17 protein-coding genes and 1 pseudogene are annotated in these 23,039 nt (G+C 49.6%); 5 read left to right on the top strand and 13 right to left on the bottom strand.

Annotated features, from left to right (window positions below; translation table 11 throughout):
• Nucleotides 1–2: 2 nt before the first annotated feature.
• A complete protein-coding gene (locus DBY95_RS03565) occupies nucleotides 3–377 on the bottom strand; it encodes a hypothetical protein (protein ID WP_107723411.1) in 375 nt (124 codons plus the stop codon).
• 222 nt (nucleotides 378–599) lie between these two features.
• On the opposite strand from DBY95_RS03565, the gene DBY95_RS03560 reads away from it, so the two are divergent.
• The gene (locus DBY95_RS03560) at nucleotides 600–818 is read left to right on the top strand and encodes a YdcH family protein (RefSeq protein ID WP_003746288.1); all 219 of its coding nucleotides are present in this window, start codon (nucleotides 600–602) and stop codon (nucleotides 816–818) included.
• A gap of 231 nt (nucleotides 819–1,049) precedes the next feature.
• A complete protein-coding gene (locus DBY95_RS03555; protein ID WP_107723410.1) occupies nucleotides 1,050–3,251 on the top strand; it encodes a FepA family TonB-dependent siderophore receptor in 2,202 nt (733 codons plus the stop codon).
• A gap of 180 nt (nucleotides 3,252–3,431) precedes the next feature.
• Here the strand turns inward: DBY95_RS03555 and DBY95_RS03550 are convergent, their stop codons facing one another.
• The 4 genes from DBY95_RS03550 to DBY95_RS10595 form a co-directional block, all read right to left on the bottom strand.
• Nucleotides 3,432–4,094: an NAD(P)H-dependent oxidoreductase gene (locus DBY95_RS03550; RefSeq protein ID WP_107723409.1), complete on the bottom strand. Its 663-nt coding sequence runs from the start codon at nucleotides 4,092–4,094 to the stop codon at nucleotides 3,432–3,434.
• Nucleotides 4,095–4,339: 245 nt separating this feature from the next.
• A complete protein-coding gene (gene aspA / locus DBY95_RS03545) occupies nucleotides 4,340–5,737 on the bottom strand; it encodes an aspartate ammonia-lyase (RefSeq protein ID WP_107723408.1) in 1,398 nt (465 codons plus the stop codon).
• A gap of 89 nt (nucleotides 5,738–5,826) precedes the next feature.
• Nucleotides 5,827–6,027 (bottom strand): hypothetical protein, encoded by a 201-nt coding sequence (locus tag DBY95_RS03540; protein ID WP_003746297.1) that lies wholly within the window; start codon nucleotides 6,025–6,027, stop codon nucleotides 5,827–5,829.
• 192 nt (nucleotides 6,028–6,219) lie between these two features.
• Entirely contained in the window at nucleotides 6,220–6,366 is a 147-nt protein-coding gene (locus DBY95_RS10595; RefSeq protein WP_049336812.1) for a hypothetical protein, read from the bottom strand.
• Between the two features lie 295 nt (nucleotides 6,367–6,661).
• On the opposite strand from DBY95_RS10595, the gene DBY95_RS03535 reads away from it, so the two are divergent.
• The 3 genes from DBY95_RS03535 to DBY95_RS03525 all read left to right on the top strand — a co-directional run bounded on the left by DBY95_RS03535 (nucleotide 6,662) and on the right by DBY95_RS03525 (nucleotide 11,442).
• On the top strand, nucleotides 6,662–7,354 hold the full coding sequence (locus DBY95_RS03535) for a VIT1/CCC1 transporter family protein (protein WP_070625692.1): 693 nt from the start codon (nucleotides 6,662–6,664) through the stop codon (nucleotides 7,352–7,354).
• A gap of 130 nt (nucleotides 7,355–7,484) precedes the next feature.
• Entirely contained in the window at nucleotides 7,485–10,889 is a 3,405-nt protein-coding gene (mfd, locus tag DBY95_RS03530; protein WP_107723407.1) for a transcription-repair coupling factor, read from the top strand.
• Between the two features lie 226 nt (nucleotides 10,890–11,115).
• Nucleotides 11,116–11,442 carry a hypothetical protein gene (locus DBY95_RS03525; protein WP_234394581.1) on the top strand — a complete coding sequence of 109 codons (327 nt, stop codon included), beginning with the start codon at nucleotides 11,116–11,118 and terminating at the stop codon, nucleotides 11,440–11,442.
• 80 nt (nucleotides 11,443–11,522) lie between these two features.
• On the opposite strand, the gene DBY95_RS03520 is transcribed toward DBY95_RS03525, so the two are convergent.
• From DBY95_RS03520 to msbA, 8 genes and pseudogenes are all read right to left on the bottom strand, one after another.
• Nucleotides 11,523–13,619: a TonB-dependent receptor plug domain-containing protein gene (locus DBY95_RS03520; protein ID WP_107723406.1), complete on the bottom strand. Its 2,097-nt coding sequence runs from the start codon at nucleotides 13,617–13,619 to the stop codon at nucleotides 11,523–11,525.
• 318 nt (nucleotides 13,620–13,937) lie between these two features.
• The gene (gene cls / locus DBY95_RS03515; protein WP_107723405.1) at nucleotides 13,938–15,431 is read right to left on the bottom strand and encodes a cardiolipin synthase; all 1,494 of its coding nucleotides are present in this window, start codon (nucleotides 15,429–15,431) and stop codon (nucleotides 13,938–13,940) included.
• 143 nt (nucleotides 15,432–15,574) lie between these two features.
• Nucleotides 15,575–16,636 carry a uroporphyrinogen decarboxylase gene (gene hemE / locus DBY95_RS03510; RefSeq protein ID WP_107723404.1) on the bottom strand — a complete coding sequence of 354 codons (1,062 nt, stop codon included), beginning with the start codon at nucleotides 16,634–16,636 and terminating at the stop codon, nucleotides 15,575–15,577.
• Between the two features lie 135 nt (nucleotides 16,637–16,771).
• On the bottom strand, nucleotides 16,772–17,995 hold the full coding sequence (locus DBY95_RS03505; RefSeq protein ID WP_107723403.1) for a heme biosynthesis protein HemY: 1,224 nt from the start codon (nucleotides 17,993–17,995) through the stop codon (nucleotides 16,772–16,774).
• On the bottom strand, nucleotides 17,992–19,263 hold the full coding sequence (locus DBY95_RS10660; protein WP_234394594.1) for a uroporphyrinogen-III C-methyltransferase: 1,272 nt from the start codon (nucleotides 19,261–19,263) through the stop codon (nucleotides 17,992–17,994). The genes DBY95_RS03505 and DBY95_RS10660 overlap by 4 nt, the downstream gene beginning before the upstream one ends.
• Nucleotides 19,264–19,479: 216 nt before the next feature.
• Nucleotides 19,480–20,115: pseudogene (locus DBY95_RS10655) on the bottom strand (uroporphyrinogen-III synthase); the annotation flags it as partial.
• 71 nt (nucleotides 20,116–20,186) lie between these two features.
• Complete coding sequence (locus DBY95_RS03495) at nucleotides 20,187–20,963, bottom strand: ferredoxin--NADP reductase (RefSeq protein ID WP_107723401.1); 777 nt, start codon at nucleotides 20,961–20,963, stop codon at nucleotides 20,187–20,189.
• Between the two features lie 85 nt (nucleotides 20,964–21,048).
• Nucleotides 21,049–22,815 (bottom strand): lipid A export permease/ATP-binding protein MsbA, encoded by a 1,767-nt coding sequence (gene msbA, locus DBY95_RS03490; protein WP_107723400.1) that lies wholly within the window; start codon nucleotides 22,813–22,815, stop codon nucleotides 21,049–21,051.
• Nucleotides 22,816–23,039: the final 224 nt, after the last annotated feature.

The raw sequence follows: 23,039 nt of genomic DNA, 5'->3' as shown, positions 1-23,039 counted from the left end.
GTTTATTTGAAAATATCATCTTGTTTTAAATGAAAATCCATTTTTTCCAGAAGCGCGGCTAAGTCGGCTTCGGCTTGGGCGGCTTTAAGATTTTTTGCCAGTTCTACTAAGGCTACTGCATTTAATCGTTCTTTCTCCAGCCGTAGGGCTTCTTCGCTGAAGATTTTGATATTGTCTGCCGATTCGGCGGCATTTATTTTTTCAAATGGATAAAACGATTCTTGGTGCACGGCCAAACCGTCGGACAGGGGTGCGGCATGGTTGAAATCGGCATCATTGACCGGCATCCATGAAGGATGGTTCTCAAGCAGGATAAATTGTCCGTCCATGCCGTTGATATGACGGAATAGGGTGGTTCGGCCATTGTGTAAACGCATAGGCCCGATTGTATGCCCAAGTCGGCAAGCCGTCTATAAAGCCGTTTCTTTCTATTTTTGGCGCTAACTTATGTTGATATTATTAATTTTGATGTAAAACAGTTTCGACTTAAAAAAGACTGGATAAAACGCCCGTGTTTGTTATAATGAAGCTAAAGATTGATTCGTCCTGGTTTTTGACAGCAGTACTTTTTTATTTAATTAACAAGAGAGGAAAACAAAATGTTTCCAGAATATCGCGATCTGATTTCTAAACTGAAACAAGAGGATGCACACTTTGCTCGTTTGTTTGAGGAGCACAACGAGCTGGACGATAAAATTACCGGTTTGGTGAATAACGTGGTAACCAGCGGTGCTGAAGAGATTGAAGAGCTGAAAAAAGCCAAACTCAAACTCAAAGACGAATTGTATGCCCTTTTGCAAAAAGCAGCAGGCAAATAATTAAAAATTGAATAAGGCCGTCTGAACGGTATGATAGGAATCTCGGATTTCGTTTCATACTGTTTCAGACGGCCTTTTTACTTGTTTGGTATTTTGTTATTTCTATTAGCACAATTTAACTTTTAATTGTAAATCACTCTTAATTGCATTGAAAACTCTGTTAAGTTTATTTAAAATCTCAAATAATTTTTATTTTGATTTTAAACAAACAAAACCAAGAGAAACGATGCAATGAAAACATTCACACTCGCCATTTTGCCTTTGGCGTTAATTAGTGCATTCTCACACGCAGCTGAAGAGAAAGCAGTTGAACAGGCTGAAGTCGATACCGTTTACGTTACTGCCGAGAAGCAACTGCAACAGTCGCTGGGCGTATCGCGTATTTCGAAAGACGACATCGACAAGCGTCCTGCCGTCAACGATATTTCCGAATTTGTCCGCACCATGCCGGGCGTCAACCTGACCGGCAATACAGCGACGGGTCAGCGCGGCAACAAACGCCAAATTGACTTGCGCGGTATGGGCCCTGAAAACACATTGATTTTGATTGACGGCAAGCCTGTAAACTCGCGCCAATCCGAGCGTATCAGTATGCGCGGTGAACGCAATACGCGCGGCGATAGCAACTGGGTGCCGGTTGAAGAAATCGAATCCATCACTGTTTTACGCGGTCCGGCGGCAACGCGTTACGGCTCCGGCGCGATGGGCGGCGTGGTCAATATTGTTACCAAAAAAGTGTCTAAAGAATTTAAAGGCCAGGTCAATCTTTACGCCAATCAACCGCAAGACAGCAAAGAAGGCGCAACCCGCCGTATCGGCTTCAATTTGAGCGGCCCGATTATTCAAGATACTTTGGGCTTCCGCATTTACGGCAATTTGAATAAAACGGATGCAGATGCTGCTGATATTAATGCCGGACACGGTAATGACAGCGCGGCCGGTGTCGAAGGCGTACGCAATAAAGACATCGCAGGCCGTCTGCAATGGAAAATCAGCCCAGCGCAAACGCTGATTTTGGACAGCAGCTACAGCCGTCAGGGCAATATCTACAACGGCGATACGCAAAACAGCAATCCGCGTTCCGCTTTGGTTAATTCTTTGGCCGACAGCAAAGCCGAAACCGCACGCTTATATCGTTCTGCTTTCTCGCTTACTCATGATGGCGCATGGGAATGGGGTGATACCAAAAACGTGATCAGTTATGAGCGCACAGTCAACAGCCACTTGCCTGAAGGTTTGGCCGGCGGTCCGGAAGGCAGCTATACAGGCTTGGATTTTGTTCAAAGCCGTCTGAAAAACCTGCGTTTCAGCAGCGAAGCGAATATTCCGTTCAAACTTGGTGTTGATAATGTATTGACGGTCGGTGCGGAATTTACTGACAGTAAGTTGGACGATCCTGCTTCCAATACTCAGGGATTTAAAGACCAAGGCAAAACCGATGCGTTTAACGGTATCTCCGCAACACGCGGCGGTAAGGCTTCGCAACGCAACTGGGCGGCCTACGTTGAAGACAATATTTCGTTGACCGACAAAACCCATCTGATTCCCGCCATCCGCTTCGACCACAACAGCGACAGCGGCAGCAACTGGAGTCCGGCTTTGAACTTCTCGCATCAAATCGGAGAAAACTGGTTGGTCAAAGGCGGTATTGCCCGTGCGTACAAAGCGCCAAATTTGTATCAAACCAATCCTGACTTTATCCTGTACACACGCGGTCAGGGCTGTCCGCTTAATGCGCCGAACAGTGTCCGCTGCTACTACATGGGCAATGGCAATTTGAAACCTGAAACCAGCATCAATAAAGAGATTGGTCTTGAGTTCAACAAAAACGGCTGGCAGGCTTCCGCGACTTATTTCCATAATGCGTACCGCAATAAAATCGTGATTGGCGACCAGCTTATTGCCACCAGCAATATCGGCAACTGGCTTTTGCAATGGGAAAATACGCCGAAAGCGACTATTTCGGGTATCGAAGGCAACTTGGTGATTCCGTTGCATGACACACTCAAGTGGAGCAACAATTTCACTTACATGCACAAATCCGAAGATTATCAAGGCAATCCATTGTCTTTGGTGCCGAAACACACCATCAACAGCACACTGTCTTGGACACCGAACGAACGCTTCGATGCCAACCTGACCTTTACCCACTACGGCCGCACCAAGCCGCGCGGCGTGGCAGTCAACCGTTTGGAGCAAAACGGCAATCCGCGTGCAGGCGTGGCAGCGTTGTCTTCCGAACATAACCAAACGCAAGTCGGCTCTTACGGCATTTGGGGCATCAATGCAGGCTACAACTGGAACAAACGCGTGGCCGTCCGTGGCGGTATCAGCAATCTGTTTGACAAAAAACTGTACCGTACAACTGCCGGCGCACAAACGTACAACGAGCATGGCCGTGCCTTCTACGGCAGTTTGAAAGTATCGTTTTAAGTAGAAGCGTATTAAATCAGGCCGTCTGAAACGGTGTGAAATGAAATCTAAGATTTCTGACACATGGTTTCAGACGGCCTTTTGATTTTTAAATTTAGAAGCATTTGTTGTTACGGAATTTACCTCACTATTTTAAAAAAGTAAAAGGGCGACATTCGCCGCCCTGAGAATGCAAACTGCTTATTCGACCCAAGTCACCATTTCATCAATCGGTTTGCGTGATTTTTTAGTGATTTCTTTGGCACGATAGCCGAATGTTGCCGCTACGGATACGCCCCATTCGTTGGCATCAAACAGGCCTTCTGCTGCCAATACTTCGTTCATTTTGTCGTAGTTGAAGCCTTCGATTGGGCAGGAATCGATGCCGATGGCCGCTGCACCTGTAAGCATATTGGCCAAAGCAATATAGGTCTGCTTGCCGCTCCAGTCAAAGAGTGCGCGTTGGTCGTCGGCAATTTTAATGTCGGTTTCTTGGAAGCTTTTGTATCTTGCCAACGCTTTTTCCAGTTGCTCTCCTTGCAGGCCCCTGCGTTCGGCAACACTGCGGAAGAACGGGGTATCGTAACGGGCATTTTTCTTGGCAAGGATAATCACCAGATGGCTGCAGTCGTCCAGTTGGAATTGCATACCCCAGCTGAAAGGCTTGATTTTCTCACGCAGGGCTTTGTTTTGAATCAACAAGAATTTCCATGGCTCGGAGCCGACAGAGCTGGGAGAAAGGCGGGCAAATTCTAAAATCGCGGCAAAATCTTCTTGGCTGATTTTTTTGTTGGGATCGTAATAACGGGTGGAGCAGCGATTTTCGAATACTTGCAGCATTTGTTCGCGTGTAATTTGATTCATCTGGTTTTCCTAATAAATGAAGATGTTATTCCAATATCCGGTTCCTTTTGAGGCATCATTACCGGCATAACCTTAAGGAAGAAACAGGCTGGGGCAACACCATGTTAAATCAAACCTGACGGTCAGGCTATCTTTTAATTCTGAATTTCGCAAAAAAATTCGATAAATATCAATATCAATACGAAAAGGCCGTCTGAAACTTTAAACGTTTAAAGTTTCAGACGGCCTTTGATTTCAAATCCTCATTACAGATGAGGATTAATCAGGTTTTCTGGGGAGAGGATGCGGTTGAGCTCTTCTTCGCTCAACAGGCTGCGCTCCAGTACGACTTCGCGCACGCCTTTGCCGGTTTGGGCGCAGATTTTTCCGACCAAGTCGCCATTGCGGTGGCCGATGTACGGATTCAGATAAGTGACCAAACCGATGGAGTTGAAGACGTAGTGTTCGCAGATTTCGCGGTTGACCGTAATGCCTTTGACGCATTTGTCGGCCAGGTTGACCGCGGCGTTGCCCAAGAGGGAAATGGTTTCAAACATACATTGGGCGATGACCGGCTCCATAACGTTCAGCTGCAACTGACCTGCTTCGGCTGCGAAAGTGATGGTGGTGTCGTTGCCGATGACTTTGAAGCAGACTTGGTTGACGACTTCGGGAATCACGGGATTGACTTTGGCAGGCATGATGGAAGAACCGGCCTGCAATTCAGGCAGGTTGATTTCTTTCAAACCGGCGCGCGGACCGGAAGAAAGCAGGCGCAAGTCGTTACAGATTTTGGACAGTTTGACGGCTGTGCGTTTCAATGCGCCGTGTACCATCACATATGCGCCGCAGTCGGAGGTCGCTTCGATCAGGTTTTCAGTCAGTTTGCAAGGCAGGCCGCTGACTTCGGAGAGTTTCTCAACAACCAAAGCCGCATAGCCTTTAGGCGTATTCACGCCTGTACCGATGGCGGTGGCGCCGAGGTTGACTTCAAGCAGCAGGGAGCGGGTGCGGTCGAGGTTGAGGATTTCTTCTTCCAACAACACTTGGAAAGACTGGAATTCTTGACCGGCAGTCATCGGCACCGCATCTTGAAGCTGGGTGCGGCCCATTTTCAAAACGTCTTTAAATTCTTCGGCTTTTGCGGCAAAGGCGTTTTTCAGGATAGCCAGTTTGTCGAGCAATTCGCCGATGCTGTAATACACGGCAAGGCGGAAGCCGGTAGGGTAGGCGTCGTTAGTGGATTGGCTGGCGTTGACATGATCCATTGGATTGACGATGTCGTAGTGGCCTTTTTCGTGACCTAAGACTTCCAGTGCGAGGTTGGCAATGACTTCGTTGGTATTCATGTTGACCGAAGTACCGGCGCCGCCTTGATAAACGTCGGACGGAAATTGGTCGAGGCAGCGGCCTTTGACCAATACTTCATCGCAGGCTTTTTCGATGGCTGCCGCGATTTCCGGCTTGATGGCACCCAATGCGCCGTTGGCTTGCGCGGTGGCTTTTTTAACCATGACCATGCTGCGGACAAATTGCGGTACGTCGGAAATTTTTTGTGTGGAAATTTTAAAGTTTTCAATGGCGCGCAAAGTATGGATGCCCCAATATACTTCAGCAGGGATCTCGCGGTCGCCCAGTAAATCGTGTTCGATTCGTACAGTCATTTCTCTTACCTTCTCGTATAGTTGTGTTGGTGTGCATTATGCGTTTGGAACATTAGCCCAGTTTGGCAAGATTGTCCAGTCGGTAAGGCTTAATCGTCAGGGTGAAAGCGTGCCGCTTCGCGCTCTTTTGCGGCTGTCTCTTTATCTTTCAATTTCGCGCCCAAGCCCAACATTTTTTCATATTCGGATTGCGGCGTGCCATCCTCTTCCATGCCGAATGCGCTGGCATTGACCCAAAGGGAAAGCAGGGAAACGATGAAGGCGAAAAAACCAACGATATACCAAAACATTTTTTTCTTCCTTGTGTGTCTGCGGGTGCAGATTGTTGTGGTTTGTAAAGATGTGAATGTAGCACAAACGCGGTTGGGTTTAAATTCTTCTCCCGCATCCTTTCATTGATTTACCTGTAATTGTTTAGAAAGGAAAAGGCCGTCTGAAAAGTAAGACTTTTCAGACGGCCTCGGAGGCTTTGTCGGGAAGATTTAGCCGCCGCATGCGCCGCAGCAACCACCTTCGCCATGACCGCCGCGTTTTTCTTCGTTGTTGATAACGGGCAGTTCGGTTTCTTCAGTTTGCTCTTTTTTATCTTCAGGCAAATCGTTTACTTTGATTTTGTTTTCTTCGGCCATGATACATCCTTTCAATGGATTGAGGAGTGGAAAGATTCATAAAGATAGCATCTTTAAGCGGATAAACCAAGCAGCACAAAACTGCCTTGTGATAATGCCATGACTTGGAACAATAAATTTGCTTGTAAAAGCGTTCAGGCCGTCTGAAAAAAATCCAAAGAAGAGTGTTGGTTTTTATGGTTTGAATGGCAGCAGAAAGATTTAAGAATGCTTGATCTGAAGGGATAAACTGACATGGATTTCAAAAAACAATACAATGTTATCATCTGGAAACCGCCAATTTATCGGAGCATATATGTATTCACACCACAGCGAACGCCATTTCAGCGACCGCAATAACTGGCTTCGGGCAAGCGTATTGGGTGCCAATGACGGCCTGATTTCTACTGCCTCGCTGTTGACGGGCGTAGCCGCAGCCGCGCCTGATTTCCAAACCCTGCTGTTGACGGGCGTTTCGGCGCTTATCGGGGGCGCGGTATCAATGGCGGCGGGGGAGTACGTTTCCGTGTCCAGCCAATCGGATACGGAAAAAGCCGATTTGCACAAAGAATGCTACGAATTGGCAAATAATCCTGATGCGGAGTTGGAAGAGCTGACGGAAATTTACCGCCGCCGCGGTTTGTCCGACCCGCTCGCCACAGAGGTGGCCAAAGCCTTGATGGAACACGATGCACTCGCCGCTCATGCACGTGACGAAATCGGCATTACCGAAACCTCTGCCGCCCAACCCATGCAGGCCGCGCTGGCTTCTGCTGCTTCATTTTGTGCCGGAGCGATTTTGCCTTTACTGGTCGCATTGACAGCTTCTACCGCCATTGTTCCGACCTTGGCAGTTTCCACTTTGTGCGGACTGGCAGGACTGGGCTATGTCTCTGCCAAACTCGGCGGCGCACCTGTCGTTCCTGCTGTTTTGCGCGTGTGCATATGGGGCGTTGCAGCATTGGTGATAACCGGATTTATTGGAAAACTGGCAGGTGTGACCGTCTGATTGTAAGGCCTTATATTCTTTTAAACCTGTATCCAGTAAAATTGAAAATTGATTTGATCGCTAAAGGCCGTCTGAAAATTTTTCAGACGGCCTATGGTGCTTGTATTTACTTATTACAAACTGTTTTGTCATGACCTATCCAATTCCCAAACCCCGTGAAAAATCCCGTTGGCTCAATCTTTCGCAAGGCTCGCTGCCCTTGGCTTTGGCGCGTTATCTGTCGCATAAGCAGCTCAAGGTTGTCTTGACCCAAGATGCGGAACAGGCGCTACGCCTTCAGACGGCCTGGCTGTTTTTCCGTCCGCACGATACGGCGGTGTTCCTGCCGGACTGGGAAACGCTGCCTTACGAGCGTTTTTCACCGCATCAGGATTTGGTATCGGAGCGGCTCTCGGCTTTATGGCAGATTAAGAGCGGCGCGGCGGACGTGTTGTTTGTGCCGGTTGCCACGGCGATGCAGAAGCTGCCGCCTGTGCCGTTTCTGGCAGGGCGCACGTTTTGGCTGAAAACGGGGCAGACTTTGGATATAGGCCGTCTGAAAAGTGATTTGGTGGATGCAGGTTATAACCATGTTTCCCATGTTGTCGCGGCAGGCGAGTTTGCCGTGCGCGGCGGCATTGTCGATTTGTTCCCGATGGGCAGCGAAATGCCATACCGCATCGATTTGTTCGACGATGAAATCGACAGCATCAAAACCTTTGACACTGAAACGCAACGCACCATTTCCCCCGTTTCCGAAATCCGCCTGCTGCCGGCACACGAGTTCCCCACCGACAGCGAGGCGCAAAAGATTTTCCGCAGCCGCTTCCGCGAGGAAGTCGATGGCAATCCGAACGATGCTGCTGTGTACAAAGCCGTCAGCAACGGCCATTTCGGTGCGGGTGTGGAATATTATCTGCCGCTGTTTTTTGAAAACGAGCTGGAAACGCTGTTTGACTATATCGGCAAAGATGCGCTGTTTGTCTCTTTGGGCGATGTTCATGCCGAGGCAAACCGTTTTTGGAGCGACGTTAAATCGCGTTATGCCATGGCGCAGGGCGATGAAACTTATCCGCCTTTGCTTCCACAGCATTTGTATCTCTCTGCCGATGTCTTTGCAGGCCGTCTGAAAAATTATGGTCAGGTATTGCCGGATATTTTTGGTGATGAACATACGTTGCCAAACGTGGCCGTCAACCGCCAAGCAGATGAACCGTTGCAGGCACTGAAAGATTTTCAGACGGCCTTTGATGGACGGATTTTGTTGTGTGCTGAAAGTTTGGGACGGCGCGAAACCATGCTCGGTTTCTTACAGCAAAACGGTTTGAAAGCCAAAAGCGTGTCCGACTGGCAGGGCTTTTTGTCGGCGCATGAGCCACTGATGATTACAGTGGCGCCGTTGGCTTACGGGTTTAAATTAGAAGATCAAAACATCGCGGTCCTTACCGAATCCGATCTTTATCAATATGTCGCCCGCTCGCGCAAACATCATCGTAAGAAACACGCCGCCGTTTCAGACGGCCTGTTGCGCGACCTTGCCGAAATCAATATCGGCGATCCTGTTGTACACGAAGAACACGGCATCGGCCGATATATGGGCTTGGTAACGATGGACTTGGGTGGCGAAACCAACGAAATGATGTTGCTTGAATACGCAGGCGAAGCGCAGCTTTATGTGCCTGTTTCGCAGCTGCATTTAATCAGCCGCTACTCCGGTCAGGCGCATGAAAACGTTGCCCTGCACAAGCTCGGCAGCGGCGCGTGGAACAAGGCGAAACGCAAAGCCGCCGAAAAAGCGCGCGACACCGCCGCCGAGTTGCTCAACCTCTACGCCCAACGCGTCGCCCAATCGGGACACAAGTTTGAAATCAACGAGATGGACTATCAGGCGTTTGCCGACGGTTTTGGCTATGAAGAAACCGAAGACCAGGCCGCCGCCATTGCCGCAGTGATTAAAGATTTGACACAGGCGAAACCTATGGACCGCCTCGTGTGCGGCGATGTCGGCTTCGGCAAAACCGAAGTCGCCCTGCGCGCCGCGTTTGTGGCGGTGATGGGTGGCAAACAAGTTGCCGTACTCGCCCCGACCACGCTTCTGGTGGAGCAGCACGCGCAAAACTTCGCCGACCGCTTCGCCGATTTCCCTGTGAAAGTCGCCAGCCTTTCGCGTTTCAACAACAGTAAAGCCACCAAAGCCGCGCTGGAAGGCATGGCGGACGGCACGGTCGATATCGTTATCGGCACGCACAAACTGGTGCAGGACGAAATCAAATTCAAAAATTTAGGTTTAGTGATTATCGATGAAGAACACCGCTTCGGCGTGCGCCAAAAAGAGCAACTCAAACGCCTGCGCGCCAATGTCGATATCCTCACCATGACCGCCACGCCGATTCCGCGTACCCTCAGCATGGCGCTCGAAGGTCTGCGCGACTTCTCGCTGATTACTACCGCGCCCAGCCGCCGCCTCGCCGTCAAAACCTTTGTCAAACCCTTCAGCGAAGGCAGCGTGCGCGAAGCCGTATTGCGCGAACTCAAACGCGGCGGACAAGTGTTTTTCCTGCACAATGAAGTGGATACGATTGAAAATATGCGCGAGCGGCTCGAAACCCTGCTGCCTGAAGCCCGCATCGGCGTGGCACATGGACAACTGCGCGAGCGCGAGTTGGAACAAGTGATGCGCGACTTTTTACAGCAACGATTCAACGTGTTGCTCTGTTCTACCATCATCGAAACCGGCATTGACATCCCCAACGCCAACACCATCATCATCAACCGCGCCGACAAATTCGGGCTGGCACAACTGCACCAGCTGCGCGGACGCGTCGGCCGCAGCCACCACCAAGCCTACGCCTACCTGCTCACGCCCGAATACATCACCAAAGACGCAGAAAAACGCCTCGATGCCATCGCGGCGGCAGACGAACTCGGCGCGGGTTTCACCCTAGCCATGCAGGATTTGGAAATCCGCGGCGCAGGCGAAATCCTTGGCGAAGGACAATCCGGTGAAATGATACAGGTCGGCTTCACGCTCTACACCGAAATGCTCAAACAAGCCGTGCGCGACCTCAAAAAAGGCCGCCAGCCCGACCTCGACGCACCGCTGGGCATCACCACCGAAATCAAACTGCACAGCCCGGCATTATTGCCTGAAGACTACTGCTCCGACATTCACGAGCGCCTCGTCCTCTACAAACGCCTCGCCGTCTGCGAAACCGTGCAGCAAATCAACGCCATACATGAAGAACTGGTCGACCGCTTCGGTCTGCCCGAACAACCCGTCAAAACCCTCATCGAAAGCCACCACTTACGGCTTATGGCAAAAGAATTGGGTATCGATGCCATTGATGCGACCAGCGAAGCGGTAACGGTAACCTTTGGAAAAAACAACAATGTCGATCCAACCGAAATCATCCTGCTGATTCAAAACGACAAAAGATACCGCCTTGCCGGCGCGGATAAGCTGCGATTTACCGCAGAGATGGAAAATATCGAAGTGCGGATTAATACAGTGAAGAACGTATTGAAGACTTTGAAAGAAAGGGTGATGGTTAAGTAAGGAAGGAGGAAAAAAGGCCGTCTGAAAATTTTCAGACGGCCTTTTTATACTATTCCTACTTAATAAGTGTAGGTTGAATTGAGGACCAACAGAACTATTAAATTTATTGAAATCGTTAGGTTTATCAATCCAATCTACGCATTTAAGAATTTATAGTACTATCAGCTTCGGGAATCGAACCTAAAGTTGTTAAATCGATCAGGGAATTATTATGAAAATAAGGGCAATGATGCTGGGTATTGCAGGCTTGATATTATCCGGCTGCTTTTTCTCTAATGAAGAAATTAAGTTGGAAGATATTTGGAATTTTAAAATTACTGTCAATGAAGCTAAGGGGAATAGGCAGGTTCATTTGACAGGCTTATTAGGCAATAGTGCAATGGGTATTTCAGATATTAAAACAACTAGCCGCAACGATGAGCTGAATATTACTTTATTTCAAAAATTAGCAGGTTCGGAATATTCAGGAGTATTAGATAAAGAAATTCCTCTTGAAAGCAGTATTAAAAAGATTACATATGGTTCTGAACACAAGGTTATATGGCAAGATTAAAATCAATGAAAAGGCCGTCTGAAAACTGGATTTCAGACGGCCTTTTATTTTCTTATAACGTCATAACGTCGTTCGTATTATCAGAAACGATAGTTCACGCCCAAGGCAAACTCGCGGCCACGTTCGTAGAAGGGCACGCGTCCGTTGCCGTCGGGGAAGCGTTGGCTGTGTGAACGGTATTGCTTGTTGCCGATGTTGTTGACGGCGAAGTTGACGTTCAGGTTGTCTTTTTTCAGCGGCTGCCAGTTGGCGTAGATGTCGTGTACGCCGTAACCGGCTTTCTTACCGTGTATCGTGCCTAGTCCGCGGGCGACGTCGGTGTATTTCACGCTTTGGGCGTAGCGGCCGCGCCAGCCGATTTCGAGTTTGGGGTTTTCAAACTGGTAAGACAGACCGGTCAGCCATTGGCGGCCGGTGTTCCAGAAGGTGAACGAGCTTTCGTGGTCTTCCTCTTGAATCGGGCTTTCGCCGTAGTACATTTCGCCGTTCAGACGGGGTTTGACGTAGGACACGCCGGCGCGTGCGGTCAGACCGCCCCAGCGATAGGATGCGTCAAGTTCGTAGCCGTAGGTTTTGAGCGTACCGCCGTTGTAAATCTTGCCGCGTTCGGTGATGGAGGCGGTGTTGTTGTTGATTTTTGCCCAACGATAGACGATGAGGTTTTTGATGCGTTGGTGGAACACGCTGCCGCTGACGTTGAAGTTGTCGTTGCGCCATTTGAAGCCAATTTCAGCACGGCGGGCAGTTTCAGCTTTGAGGTTGCTGTCCAAATCGGCGGCGGCACCTGCACGTTCGTTAGCCAACAGGGCTTCGTTCAGGCGGGGCGCACGGCTTGCCTGATTGAGGTTTGCCAAGAGGGAGAAGTTGTCGTTGATGTCCCAAATCGCGCTGATGCTGGGGTTGAGTTGTCCGTGCGACGCACTTTGTTTGCTGGCGGCGTTGTATTTGAAATGGTCGTAACGCAGGCCGGTGGTCAGGGTAACGGGGTGCAGGTTCCAAATGCCTTCCGCGTACACGCCGTATTCGGCTTTTTTCTCTTTGTCGCGGTCATACAGGCCGAGAATCTTCAGCCACGCGCCTTTGTCGGACGGCTCGGAGGTTTCGTGGCGGTAGTTGACGCCGTATTTCACTATGTGTCCGTCGCCGAAGGAGCTGGCGAGGTTCAGATTCGCGCCGGTCGCTTTGATTTTGCTTAGCTCAAGCTGACCGATGGGAACGCCGCCTTGCGCCGTGCCGGAAGCTTGGGCTTTTGGAGAAGGAGCGCCTTTAGGCGGTTTGGTGTCATCGGTGTTGATTTGGAAGACGTTGGCATCGATTTTGTCGATAAAGCCGACGTTACGGCCACGGTATTCCAGATTGTAGGTCTGCTCTTTTTGATAAGTGCCGTCCACGCCGATGTAGCTGTCAACGTTTTGGAACTCGGCTTTGTCGGTGCGGTTGCCTTTTTGGTATTCCTGACGGTAGGTCAGGCGGATGCCGTGGTCGTCGTTGAAGTCGTAGCCGAGTTTGGCGAGGTAGCTGTGCTGTTTCAGACGACTGCCGAGATTGACATTGCCGTTGCCGTCTTTGTAGTCACGGTTGTTGAGGAAGTTGCCTGCAAACAGGGCATCGAAGCCGTTTTGATAGCCGTAAACCGCTGCGCTGCCGGTTGAGCCTTTATTGCTGCTCAAGCCTGCGCCCAGTTTGAAACCGAAAGGTTTGCCGTCGGTCAGCAGGTCTTTGGCGTCAACCGTTGTTACGCGGATGGTACCGCCGACCGCACCCAAACCCGCGCTCGCCGCTCCTGTGCCTTTTTCGACGTTGATGCTTTTCACCAGAGCAGGATCAAGCTGGAAGCGGCTTTGGTGGTGGAAGATTTTTGTGGATTGGCTGGTGTTGTCGACTTCTAGGTTAATTTTGTCTTCACCAACGCCGCGGATGCTGTAAAACTGTGCTACGCCGTTGCCGCCACCAACATCCATACCGATTTGATCTTTCATGACTTGTTTTAAATCGGTCGAAATTTCGCGGTCGAGCTGGTTGCGGGTTACACGAGTCGGTACGGCAGTACCGGTGACCTTAATTTCATTCAACTCGGCAGTTTCTGCGGGTTGCAAATTTTCGGCATGAGCGAAGCTTGTTGATAATGCGAGTGTAATGATACTAAGGCGGAATACAGGAGAGGAGACCTTATTCATGATTTTTCCTAAGTAAAAAATTGACTGCTTATTCTAATTATTATAATAATGATTATCAAATTCTTAATGAATATTAATAAATATATTCTGTTTTATTCCAGTCTAAAATTAATAGGATTTTTATAAAAATCAATTAGTTTATATTTTAGTTAAATTTAGTAAAGATTCTTTAGCTGAGAAAGGGGTTGAGTCTTACTTTTTCCGAGAGGGAGAGATGGGATAGCTTGAATATCTGTCAATAAAGAATTTTGTCTATCAGTGTTTTATTTAAAAAGGCCATCTGAAAAGTATTTTTCAGATGGCCTAAATATTTATGTTTTACAGCAAAGGGCTCATCAGGCGGACGGCATTTTCTACGAGGCCGCGGAGTTTGGAGCGTTGTTGCCATGATTTGATGGCAATGTAGCTGCTGTTTTTGAGGTAGTCACGTTGGAGGTTGCAGATTTGTTTGGTGGTGTCGCGATCGTAGATGGCGAGGCTGATTTCGAGGTTAAGGAAGAAGCTGCGCATGTCCATATTGACCGTACCGAAGAGGGAGTAGTCTTCGTCTATGGTCAAGGTTTTGGCATGCAGAAGGCCACCTTCAAACATGGCGATTTTGACGCCGGCTTCCAGCAGCATAGGGTAGTAGGCGCGTGAGGCGTAGCGTACCATCAGTGAATCGACTTTGGCGGGCAGTATCAGGGTTACTTTGACGCCGCGTTTGGCGGCGACGGTTAATGCCATGAGAAGCGGCTCGTCGGGGACGAAGTAGGGGGTGGTAATTGTGATTTGTTTGGTAGCGGCATAGATGGCGCTGATGATGGTTTCGTAGATGACAAAGCTGCTTTGCTCGGGGGCGGAGGGAATGATTTGGGCAACAATATTGCCTTGCTGCATTTTTTCGGGAAGGATTTGGGGCAGCAGGTTTTTTGCTTGGTTGAGGTATGTTTGTACGTTTTGGAGGTTTTTATCGGTTTCGACGGCAAGGTCGGCGAAGAAGACGGCTGACAGCTCCAGTACCATAGGCCCTGTGCAACGCATCATGGCATCTATCCATTCGCCGACGCCTGAGTTTTGTTTGAAGTAGCGCGGATCGACGAGGTTGAAGCTGCCGGTGTAACCGATTTTGCTGTCGATGACGAGGAGTTTACGGTGGTTGCGCAGGTCGGTTCGTGTGAATAATGTACGCCAGATGCCGACAGGCAAGGAGGTATGTACTTCAACGCCGGCTTGGCGCAGTTTCTCTACCCAATCGCTTTCAAGAAAGCTCCTGCTGCCGACGGCGTCGGCCAGTATGGCGCAGTCTACGCCTCGATCTGCGGCGGCAAGAATTTCATTTAGAATTTCTTCGATGCGGCCCTTGGGTTCGATAATGTAAAAGGCCAACAGGCAGGAATGTGCTGCGCCGCGTATGTCGGCAAGCATGCTGTCGATGATAGTGTCGGTGGTTGAGAGCAGGCTCATGGCGTTGCCTCGGGTTGCACCCAGCCCCGTTCCTTTTTCGGCAACTTTACTGATGCCGTGGTAACGCGATTTCACTTGGTCGGCAATATCGAGATACATATCGGTAAGGTGGGCGGCGGCAAAGTTGCGGTAGAAACGGTTCATTTCGCCGGTACGTTTGGCGCGGGCCGTACCGAGACGCGGCTCGCCGATGAGGATGTAGGCGATGGTTCCGAATACGGGGAAAAGGAAGAGGATAATCAGCCATGCAAAGGTTGAGCCGATGTTTTTTTGTTTGTACAACACGCGCAGCATGCAGGCGAGTGCGGCGCAGGTATGGGCGAAGATAAAAATCTCGGTCCAGGTGATGTCTTTTAAGAAATTCATATTAAGTGGGGAGTGGTTGGGTTTTTCAATTTGAAGGTTTGGGCCGACAAGCTTCAAATATTAAGTATATAGAAAAACCGTCTGAAAACAAATTTACACGATAATTGTGTTTTTTGTTTTCAGACGGCCTTTACGTTTTTTCTTTAACGGTGATACTGACGAGACAATTCGTGTACGGTATCGACCAAGATTTTGGCGTGTTCCGGATTGGTGTGTTGGTTGATGCCGTGTCCGAGGTTGAATACATGGCCGCTGCCGTTGCCGTAGTCGGCAAGGATGCGTGCGACTTCGGTGCGGATAGATTCCGGTGTGCCAAAGAGGACAAACGGATCAAAATTGCCTTGCAGGGCAACTTGTTCGCCGACGCGACGGCGTGCTTCGCCGATGTTACAGGTCCAGTCCAAGCCCAATGCGTCTGCGCCGATTTCTGCCATGCTTTCCAGCCATAAGCCGCCGCCTTTCGCAAATACGATAACAGGCACGCGGCGGCCTTCGCTTTCGCGTTTGAGCCCGGCAACGATTTGTCGGATGTACTTCAGGCTGAATTCTTTAAATGCGGCATCGCTCAACACGCCGCCCCAAGTATCGAAAATTTGTACGGCTTGTGCACCGGCATCGATTTGGGCGTTGAGGTAGGCGGTAATGGCTTGGGCATTGGTGTCGAGGATTTTATGCAGCAAATCAGGACGCGAATACATCATGGTTTTGATGGTGCGGAATTCTTTGCTGCTGCCGCCTTCGACCATGTAGCAGGCGAGTGTGAACGGGCTGCCGGAGAAGCCGATCAGCGGAACTCGGCCGTCCAATGCTTTACGGATAGAAGTTACGGCATCAAAGACGTATTGCAGTTTTTCCATGTCGGGAACCTGCAGTTTTGCAATGTCGGCTTCGTGTTGCAAGGCGCGTTCAAATTTCGGGCCTTCGCCTTCGGCAAAGTACAGGCCCAAACCCATGGCGTCGGGTACGGTCAGAATATCGGAAAACAGAATTGCCGCGTCCAGATCAAAACGTTCTAAAGGCTGGATGGTGACTTCGGTCGCCAGCTTGGTGTTTTTGCACAAATCGAGAAAGCTGCCTGCGCGTGCGCGCGTGGCTTTATATTCAGGCAGATAGCGTCCGGCTTGGCGCATCATCCAGATGGGGGTGTATTCGACAGGCTGTTTGAGCAGGGCGCGGAGGAAAGTGTCGTTTTTCAGAGCAGTCATGATAAATAGGCTTTCTGATTTGGTGTGTTGGACAAAGTTCAGACGGCCTTAGATATGTATTGAGGCCGTCTGAAATGATTAAATGGTTGGTTCTGTTGTAGATTTCATACTGTCGCTTAATGCGAAATCAGCACATCAATTTGGTTGAGGAAGGGCTGACGGATGTTCTTCTTCGGCCACGCTTTCCAAAACCAGATTGCGTTGTTCTTGCGCTTTTTGAGGTTGGTCGGTTTCATCAAACACGCGCGCCAAGACCAAATGTGCGGATACGCTGGGTTGCAGGGCGATGCTGGCTTCGAGGTAGCCTTGGGCTTTGCCCCAAAGTTTGCGGCCGTAAGCCAGTTGGCCAAGATACATCAACAGCGGTGCATTGTCTGGTTGTTCCTGCAGCCAAGAATCTGCCAAGTCGATGGCTTTTTGCTGGTCGCGCTCGCTTAGGAAACGTACGGATTCGACAAATGCTTCCAATAGCTCAGGCTGGCGGTTTTGCGGATAATGGGTTTTAACCCATTTGACTGCATCGGCATACAAACCTAAACGCTCGTATTTTTCGGCAATCGCGACACATAATTCGCCTGATTTCAAGCTTTCTGGAATGTGTTTCAAACAAGCTTTCAGACTGCCTGCATCGGTTACTTCGCTTAAGAGGCGGCGATATGCCCAATTTTGATACTGTCCGGCTTCGTAATCGTTGATGGCGCCGGCTTTAACCAGTTTTTCCGCTTTTGCCAAGACATCTGCAGCATCGCCGTGATCAAAGGCATAACGCAATTGCAGGCGGACCAGGCGGCTCAGGTTGCTATTGATTTTTGCTGCTGCTTCAAGGTTTTGTGCGGCAGTCGAATAATCGCGGCGGCCCAGTGCAGATTCGGCCAGCAAAAGATGACGGGAAAGCTGCTGTTTTTGTGGCAGCTGTTCGATTTCGTGCAGATAGCGGTCGCGTAATTCAAAGTTTTCCATTTGGTCGGCTGCATGCGCGCCCAACATCAAAGCCAGGGTACGGTTGTCGCCTGCTTCTTTGTTTTGCAAGACTTTGGCGGCTTCTTGTTCGGCTTTTTCAAAACGACCTTCAAAATATGCCAGACCTGCGCTGTTCAAAGAGGCGGAAGCCTGACGGCCTTTGCGGGCAATACCGAAGCGTTGCATACGCACTGGAATATTTAAGAGGCCGAACACGAATTTAATCAGGAAATACAAGACGAATACGCTCAACAGCAGGCCTAAAACAAAGGCATGCAGATTGATACGTAGCATGGTTTGTTCAACCACGACGTACACGTTGCCGGTATAAATACCGGAAGCTAAAGCTAAACCGACGGCGGCGGCAAACAGAATGACAATCCAAACGACGGTTTTCATGCTTGCTCTCCTTTAATTTTGGCAGCAGGCTTGGTTTGGTTTTGTGGTTTGGCAGCTTCGGCGGCCGGTTCTTTTTTGTTTTCAGACGGCAATGCAGGTGCTTCTAAAGACTGAGGGGCAGAAGCGGCAGCAGGAGCGGCAGTGGTGGCTTGCTCGGTAGTTGCAGCCGGAGCGGAAGCGGTTTTCTCGGCAGCTTGGGTTTGCGTAGCTTCTTCGGTCGTCATTTGTGTACGCGAACCTTCTTGATAAGCACGAACGGCGCTCAAGCTGGCTTTCAGGCTGTCGTCTGAAATCATGCGGACATCAAGGGCTTTGAGTTCAGCCAACTCTTTCAACCATGACTGCGTAGCAGGGGATTTGCTGTCGAAGTATTGTTTGACGGTTGCTTCAACGTTGTTCAAATCGCTTTGATACACTTCGCCGTTGTGTTGCAACAGGGCAATGCGCGCATCCAAAAGGCGCAGGCGCAGGTTTTCACGGATGAAGTAGGTTTGTTCGGGCGAAATCAACATGGCGTCGTTGCTGTCCAGATGACGGACTTCAACCAAGCCTTTGAGGGCATTGAGGGATTTCTCCCATGTGTTTTCCCACCAAGTTCCTGAATTGGCGGCTTCGACAGGCGCGGCACCCGGTTTCAATACGCCGTCCAAGACCAAAGGCAGGCCGGAAATACCAGTTTCCAAACGGTCGATACGCAAGGCAGTAGCGGAAATATCGACATAAGGACGGTTTTTCAGTGCAGCCAAATCATTGCTGATGGCTTGTTTGACGGGGATAAGTTCAGGTTGTTCAAAACGGCTTAAGCGGCTGTCGATGTGTTCCAATACGCTGACCGCGCCTTGGAGGTTGCCTGACAGCATCAATTGTTGCGAAGCAGTGTTCAACATGGATTCGGCTTCATCAACCAGCCAGTTGATACGGCCTTTGAGTAACTCTTGATAAGCTTTCTGCGTTTGCAGGATTTGATCGCTATTGTTTTTTTGACCGTTGTTCAGGCGGTCTAACTCGGCCTGAATAGCGGTTTGGCGGTTGAGGTTGTCTTTTAAAAGGCTGGCGTTTTCAGATTCACCTAACGCGGCTTTGTCGATTTTTTGGTTGAATTCGAGCTCTTGGTTTTTTAAAACATTTTGACCCTGTACAAACAGGAATCCGCTCGCGCCTAGGCCAAGCAGTGCCAAGACGGTTGCACCTGCGGCCAAGGCTTTGCCGCCAGATTGTTTGATGATAACAGGGGAGTTGTTTTGTGGGAGATTGTTGGACTCGGGCATGCTCGCCTCCACTCGCTGAGGTTGGGTAGGTTTGATTTGTTCAGACGGCCTAGTGTTTTCAGAACGTTCAGGCGCCGGAGCTGCCGTATTGGCAACTTGTTGGGTATCTTTATTGTCTTCGACTGGGTTCACTGCTTGGCTCCTTTGTGGCATGGATGAAAGTGCAGCGGATAGAGAAGTGACGGTTTCTACATGTTTGGCACCGACGATGCGAAGCGCATCGGCAATGCGCGGATGATGGGTAAAGTATAGCAAGGATTCGAAGAATCGGGAAAATTGCGGCGGAATCTGATGGAAAAATTCGCGCGCAAGTTCGCCGGATGTAACGTAGGCGGCGGCGATGTCTTCGGTTTTAAAGTGCTGCCAATCGATGGCGTGTGGCCGTCTGAAATAGATTTCGGCGATGTCGATTTGGAAACCCAGTTCGGTCAGTTTGTCTGCCAGAAAATTACGGCCGCCATGACCTCGAATGATTAGAACTTGGGCATTGGGTGGCAGGTTTTTCCAAATAGGCATTCTCAAGACGGCTTCGCTGTCGTTGCCATCTTCGGGGGAGAATACGGGATAGGGGGAGAATTGTGCTAAAGTATGTTGGCTGGTTTGGCCGACGGTAATGTGTGCTCTAGGGCCGTCTGAAAAGTTCAGGTGCGGCGCTGCGGTTTCAATAGCGGTAGGGCTGACCCAAAACACGACATCGGCTTGCTTGAATTGCTCGGGAAGTTTTTTTAGCGCCGAATGATCCAACTCTATTTCAATCGGACTCAATACCTGAGCCTGCCAACCGGCAGCATGGCAGGTTTGGATATCTTGTTGCGGACGGTTGGACGGACGGATGATGAGTAGAGTAGGCATAATGTGGGATAAATTATTAAGGTTTAGGCCGTCTGAAAGAAGGGTTTCAGACGGCCTGTTGCTGACGTACGTTATTGATCGACGAATGCGCGCTCAATCAGGTAGTCGCCGCGGACACCGGTTTTCGGAGAAACGGTCAGGCCGAAATCGTCCAAGACGTTGCAGGTGTCTTTCAACATGGCAGGGCTGCCGCACAGCATGGCGCGGTCGTCTTGTGGATTGATTTTAGGCAGGCCGATGTCTTCGAAGAGTTTGCCGCTGCGCATCAAATCGGTCAGACGGCCTTGGTGTACATATTCTTCGCGTGAAACGATTGGATAGTAAATCAGTTTTTCTTTAACCAAGTCGCCCAAGTATTCGTGTTCGGGCAATTCTTTAGTGAAGCGGTCGTAGTATGCCAAATCTTTTTTGTAGCGTACGCCGTGAACCAAGATGATTTTTTCGAATTGCTCGTAAATTTCAGGGTCTTTGGTAATGCTCAAGAAAGGGGCGATGCCGGTACCGGTGCTCAAGAGGTAGAGGTGTTTGCCCGGATTCAGGTCGCCGGCAACCAATGTACCGGTTGGTTTTTTACTGATGAGGACATCATCACCGACTTTAAGGTGTTGCAGGCGGCTGGTCAATGGGCCGTCTTGTACTTTAATACTGAAAAATTCCAGATGCTCTTCCCAGTTGGCGGAAGCCACGCTGTATGCGCGCATCAGCGGTTTGCCGTCTACCATCAGGCCGACCATGACGAACTGGCCGTTTTCAAAGCGCAAAGATTCGTCACGGGTACAGGTGAAAGTGAAGTAAGCGTCGGTCCAGTGGTGTACGGACAAGACTTTCTGGGTGTTGAATGCTGCCATTGATATTTCCTGTCGGATAAGGCCGTCTGAAAAGGATAAGTCGGGGCGGCCAAGGTTAATAAAAAGAATGGAATATTGTGTTCAGCTACTTGCTTGCCGGTTTGGCTGATTTTTCGCTGAGGCTGTGCAGGTCGGAATAGCGTCCGCCTGCGCTAATCAATTCATGATGAGTGCCTTGTTCTACGACATTGCCTTCATGCATGACAACGATGTTGTCGGCTTTTTCGATGGTCGAAAGTCGGTGGGCAATCACCAATGTGGTACGGTTTTGCATCAGGTTTTCCAATGCGGTTTGTACCAAACGTTCGGATTCATTATCCAATGCGCTGGTGGCTTCGTCCAAAATTAAAATCGGTGCGTTTTTCAAAAGTGCACGCGCAATGGCGAGGCGTTGACGTTGGCCGCCGGACAGTTTTAAACCGTTTTCGCCAACTTCAGTGTGCAAGCCTTGCGGCATTTTTTGGATAAATTCCCAAGCATTCGCGGCTTTTGCAGCATTGATAATTTCTTCTTCACTGAATTTGTCAGCTTGAGCATAGGCAATGTTTTCAGCAATCGTACCATTAAACAGGACAACGTTTTGGCTAACGAATGCCATGCGGCTGCGCAGGCTTTCTAGTGTATATTCATTGATGTTGATGCCGCCAATCAAGACCTTGCCTTCATCCGGATTGAGGAAGCGCGGCAACATATTGGCCAGGGTGGTTTTACCGCAGCCTGATGCGCCGACCAATGCGGTCACTTTGCCTTGCGGTACAAGCAGGTTAATGTGGTTCAAGCTGTTACGTTCGGCTTCAGGATAGCGGTGTACAACATCGCAAAATTCGATATCGCCAGGGTTTGGGCTGAGGGTTTGTTTGCCTTCGTTGCTTTCTTCGGGTTGATCCAAAAAGGTGAAGACACTTTCTGCCGCCGCCAAACCGCGTTGCAGGGATTGCATCACGCCGGTCATGCGTTTAATGGGGTCAAACATCATGATCATGCTCGACAAAAACGACATGAAATCGCCTGCACTAAAGCCGGAAAGTCCTGCTTGGCGGGCGGCTGCGTAAATAATCGCAGCCAGAGCAACCGAGGCCATTAATTGCGTAATGCCGGTACCGGCAGAGCTGGCGGAAACCTGTTTGAGCAGGTTGCGGCGAACATCATTGGCAATACGGTCGAAGCGGCGGTTTTCATAATCTTGACCGCCGTAGATTTTTACAACGCGTTCACCATTAATGCTTTCGCCCAAGACCTGCATCAGCTGGCCAAGATAAATTTGGTTGTTGGCAGACAGTTTGCGCAGGCGTTTGCTGACTGTTTGGATACATACAGCAACAACCGGCAAGATGATAAAAGTAATCAGGGTCAAACGCCAGTTCAGATAAGTCAGCAAGCCCAATAGGCCGACTACGCTCACGCCGTCTTTAGCAATCACGGTAATGACGTTAAACCCTGCATCGGTAATTTGATTGACGTCGTTCAAGATACGAGACATCAAACGGCCGCCGGTATTGCTGCTGAAATACGAAGTCGGCAGGTGCATCATTTTGTTGAACATTTCACCGCGCAAGCGCTGCACCAAGTGGCTGGACAGATAAGTCGTGCAATATTCGTTAATGAAGTTAAACAGGCCGCGAACGAAAAACAGCGCCACAATTGCCAGCGGCAACCATGACATGCTTTTCATGTTTTTATCAACAAAACCTTCATTAATCAGAGGTTTGAGCAAGTAACCGAAAGCCGGCATGGTACCGGCGACAATCAGCATGGCCACTACGGAGACGATAAACATCTTCCAATAGCTTTTTAAATATCCAAGCAAACGCTTGTACAGCTCCCAGTTGGATGCGGCTTGTGTTGTCTGCATATCAATCCAGATTTAGAGCAAACATGCAATTCTAAACGAAAATATCTGTCATTACAATGTTTGCAATTGAAAGTCAAAAGGAGTCGGTATTGTTTTAACACCTTGATTTTATATTAGGAACGACTGCAGCGTGGTGGGTTTGGCAATAATGTTACCCACTTCTCAAATATCGGTTGCGGCCGTCTGAAACTTTTTCAAACGGCCTATGCAGTCGTCAAGGACGG

It is taken from the genome of Neisseria subflava, assembly GCF_003044935.1.
Lineage (GTDB): Bacteria > Pseudomonadota > Gammaproteobacteria > Burkholderiales > Neisseriaceae > Neisseria > Neisseria subflava_E.
This window is presented reverse-complemented; position numbering and strand designations above follow the sequence as displayed.

What these genes read in the sequence shown, in the direction of transcription:
- DBY95_RS10595 (WP_049336812.1), bottom strand. Translation starts at nt 6,366, where the DNA reads ATGGCCGAAGAAAACAAAATCAAAGTAAACGATTTGCCTGAAGATAAA.
- DBY95_RS03535 (WP_070625692.1), top strand. Translation starts at nt 6,662, where the DNA reads ATGTATTCACACCACAGCGAACGCCATTTCAGCGACCGCAATAACTGG.
- DBY95_RS03525 (WP_234394581.1), top strand. Translation starts at nt 11,116, where the DNA reads ATGATGCTGGGTATTGCAGGCTTGATATTATCCGGCTGCTTTTTCTCT.
- DBY95_RS03520 (WP_107723406.1), bottom strand. Translation starts at nt 13,619, where the DNA reads ATGAATAAGGTCTCCTCTCCTGTATTCCGCCTTAGTATCATTACACTC.
- DBY95_RS10660 (WP_234394594.1), bottom strand. Translation starts at nt 19,263, where the DNA reads ATGCCCGAGTCCAACAATCTCCCACAAAACAACTCCCCTGTTATCATC.
- DBY95_RS03565 (WP_107723411.1), bottom strand. Translation starts at nt 377, where the DNA reads ATGCGTTTACACAATGGCCGAACCACCCTATTCCGTCATATCAACGGC.
- msbA (WP_107723400.1), bottom strand. Translation starts at nt 22,815, where the DNA reads ATGCAGACAACACAAGCCGCATCCAACTGGGAGCTGTACAAGCGTTTG.
- aspA (WP_107723408.1), bottom strand. Translation starts at nt 5,737, where the DNA reads ATGACTGTACGAATCGAACACGATTTACTGGGCGACCGCGAGATCCCT.
- DBY95_RS03540 (WP_003746297.1), bottom strand. Translation starts at nt 6,027, where the DNA reads ATGTTTTGGTATATCGTTGGTTTTTTCGCCTTCATCGTTTCCCTGCTT.
- cls (WP_107723405.1), bottom strand. Translation starts at nt 15,431, where the DNA reads ATGAATTTCTTAAAAGACATCACCTGGACCGAGATTTTTATCTTCGCC.
- DBY95_RS03495 (WP_107723401.1), bottom strand. Translation starts at nt 20,963, where the DNA reads ATGGCAGCATTCAACACCCAGAAAGTCTTGTCCGTACACCACTGGACC.
- DBY95_RS03560 (WP_003746288.1), top strand. Translation starts at nt 600, where the DNA reads ATGTTTCCAGAATATCGCGATCTGATTTCTAAACTGAAACAAGAGGAT.
- DBY95_RS03555 (WP_107723410.1), top strand. Translation starts at nt 1,050, where the DNA reads ATGAAAACATTCACACTCGCCATTTTGCCTTTGGCGTTAATTAGTGCA.
- DBY95_RS03550 (WP_107723409.1), bottom strand. Translation starts at nt 4,094, where the DNA reads ATGAATCAAATTACACGCGAACAAATGCTGCAAGTATTCGAAAATCGC.
- mfd (WP_107723407.1), top strand. Translation starts at nt 7,485, where the DNA reads ATGACCTATCCAATTCCCAAACCCCGTGAAAAATCCCGTTGGCTCAAT.
- DBY95_RS03505 (WP_107723403.1), bottom strand. Translation starts at nt 17,995, where the DNA reads ATGAAAACCGTCGTTTGGATTGTCATTCTGTTTGCCGCCGCCGTCGGT.
- hemE (WP_107723404.1), bottom strand. Translation starts at nt 16,636, where the DNA reads ATGACTGCTCTGAAAAACGACACTTTCCTCCGCGCCCTGCTCAAACAG.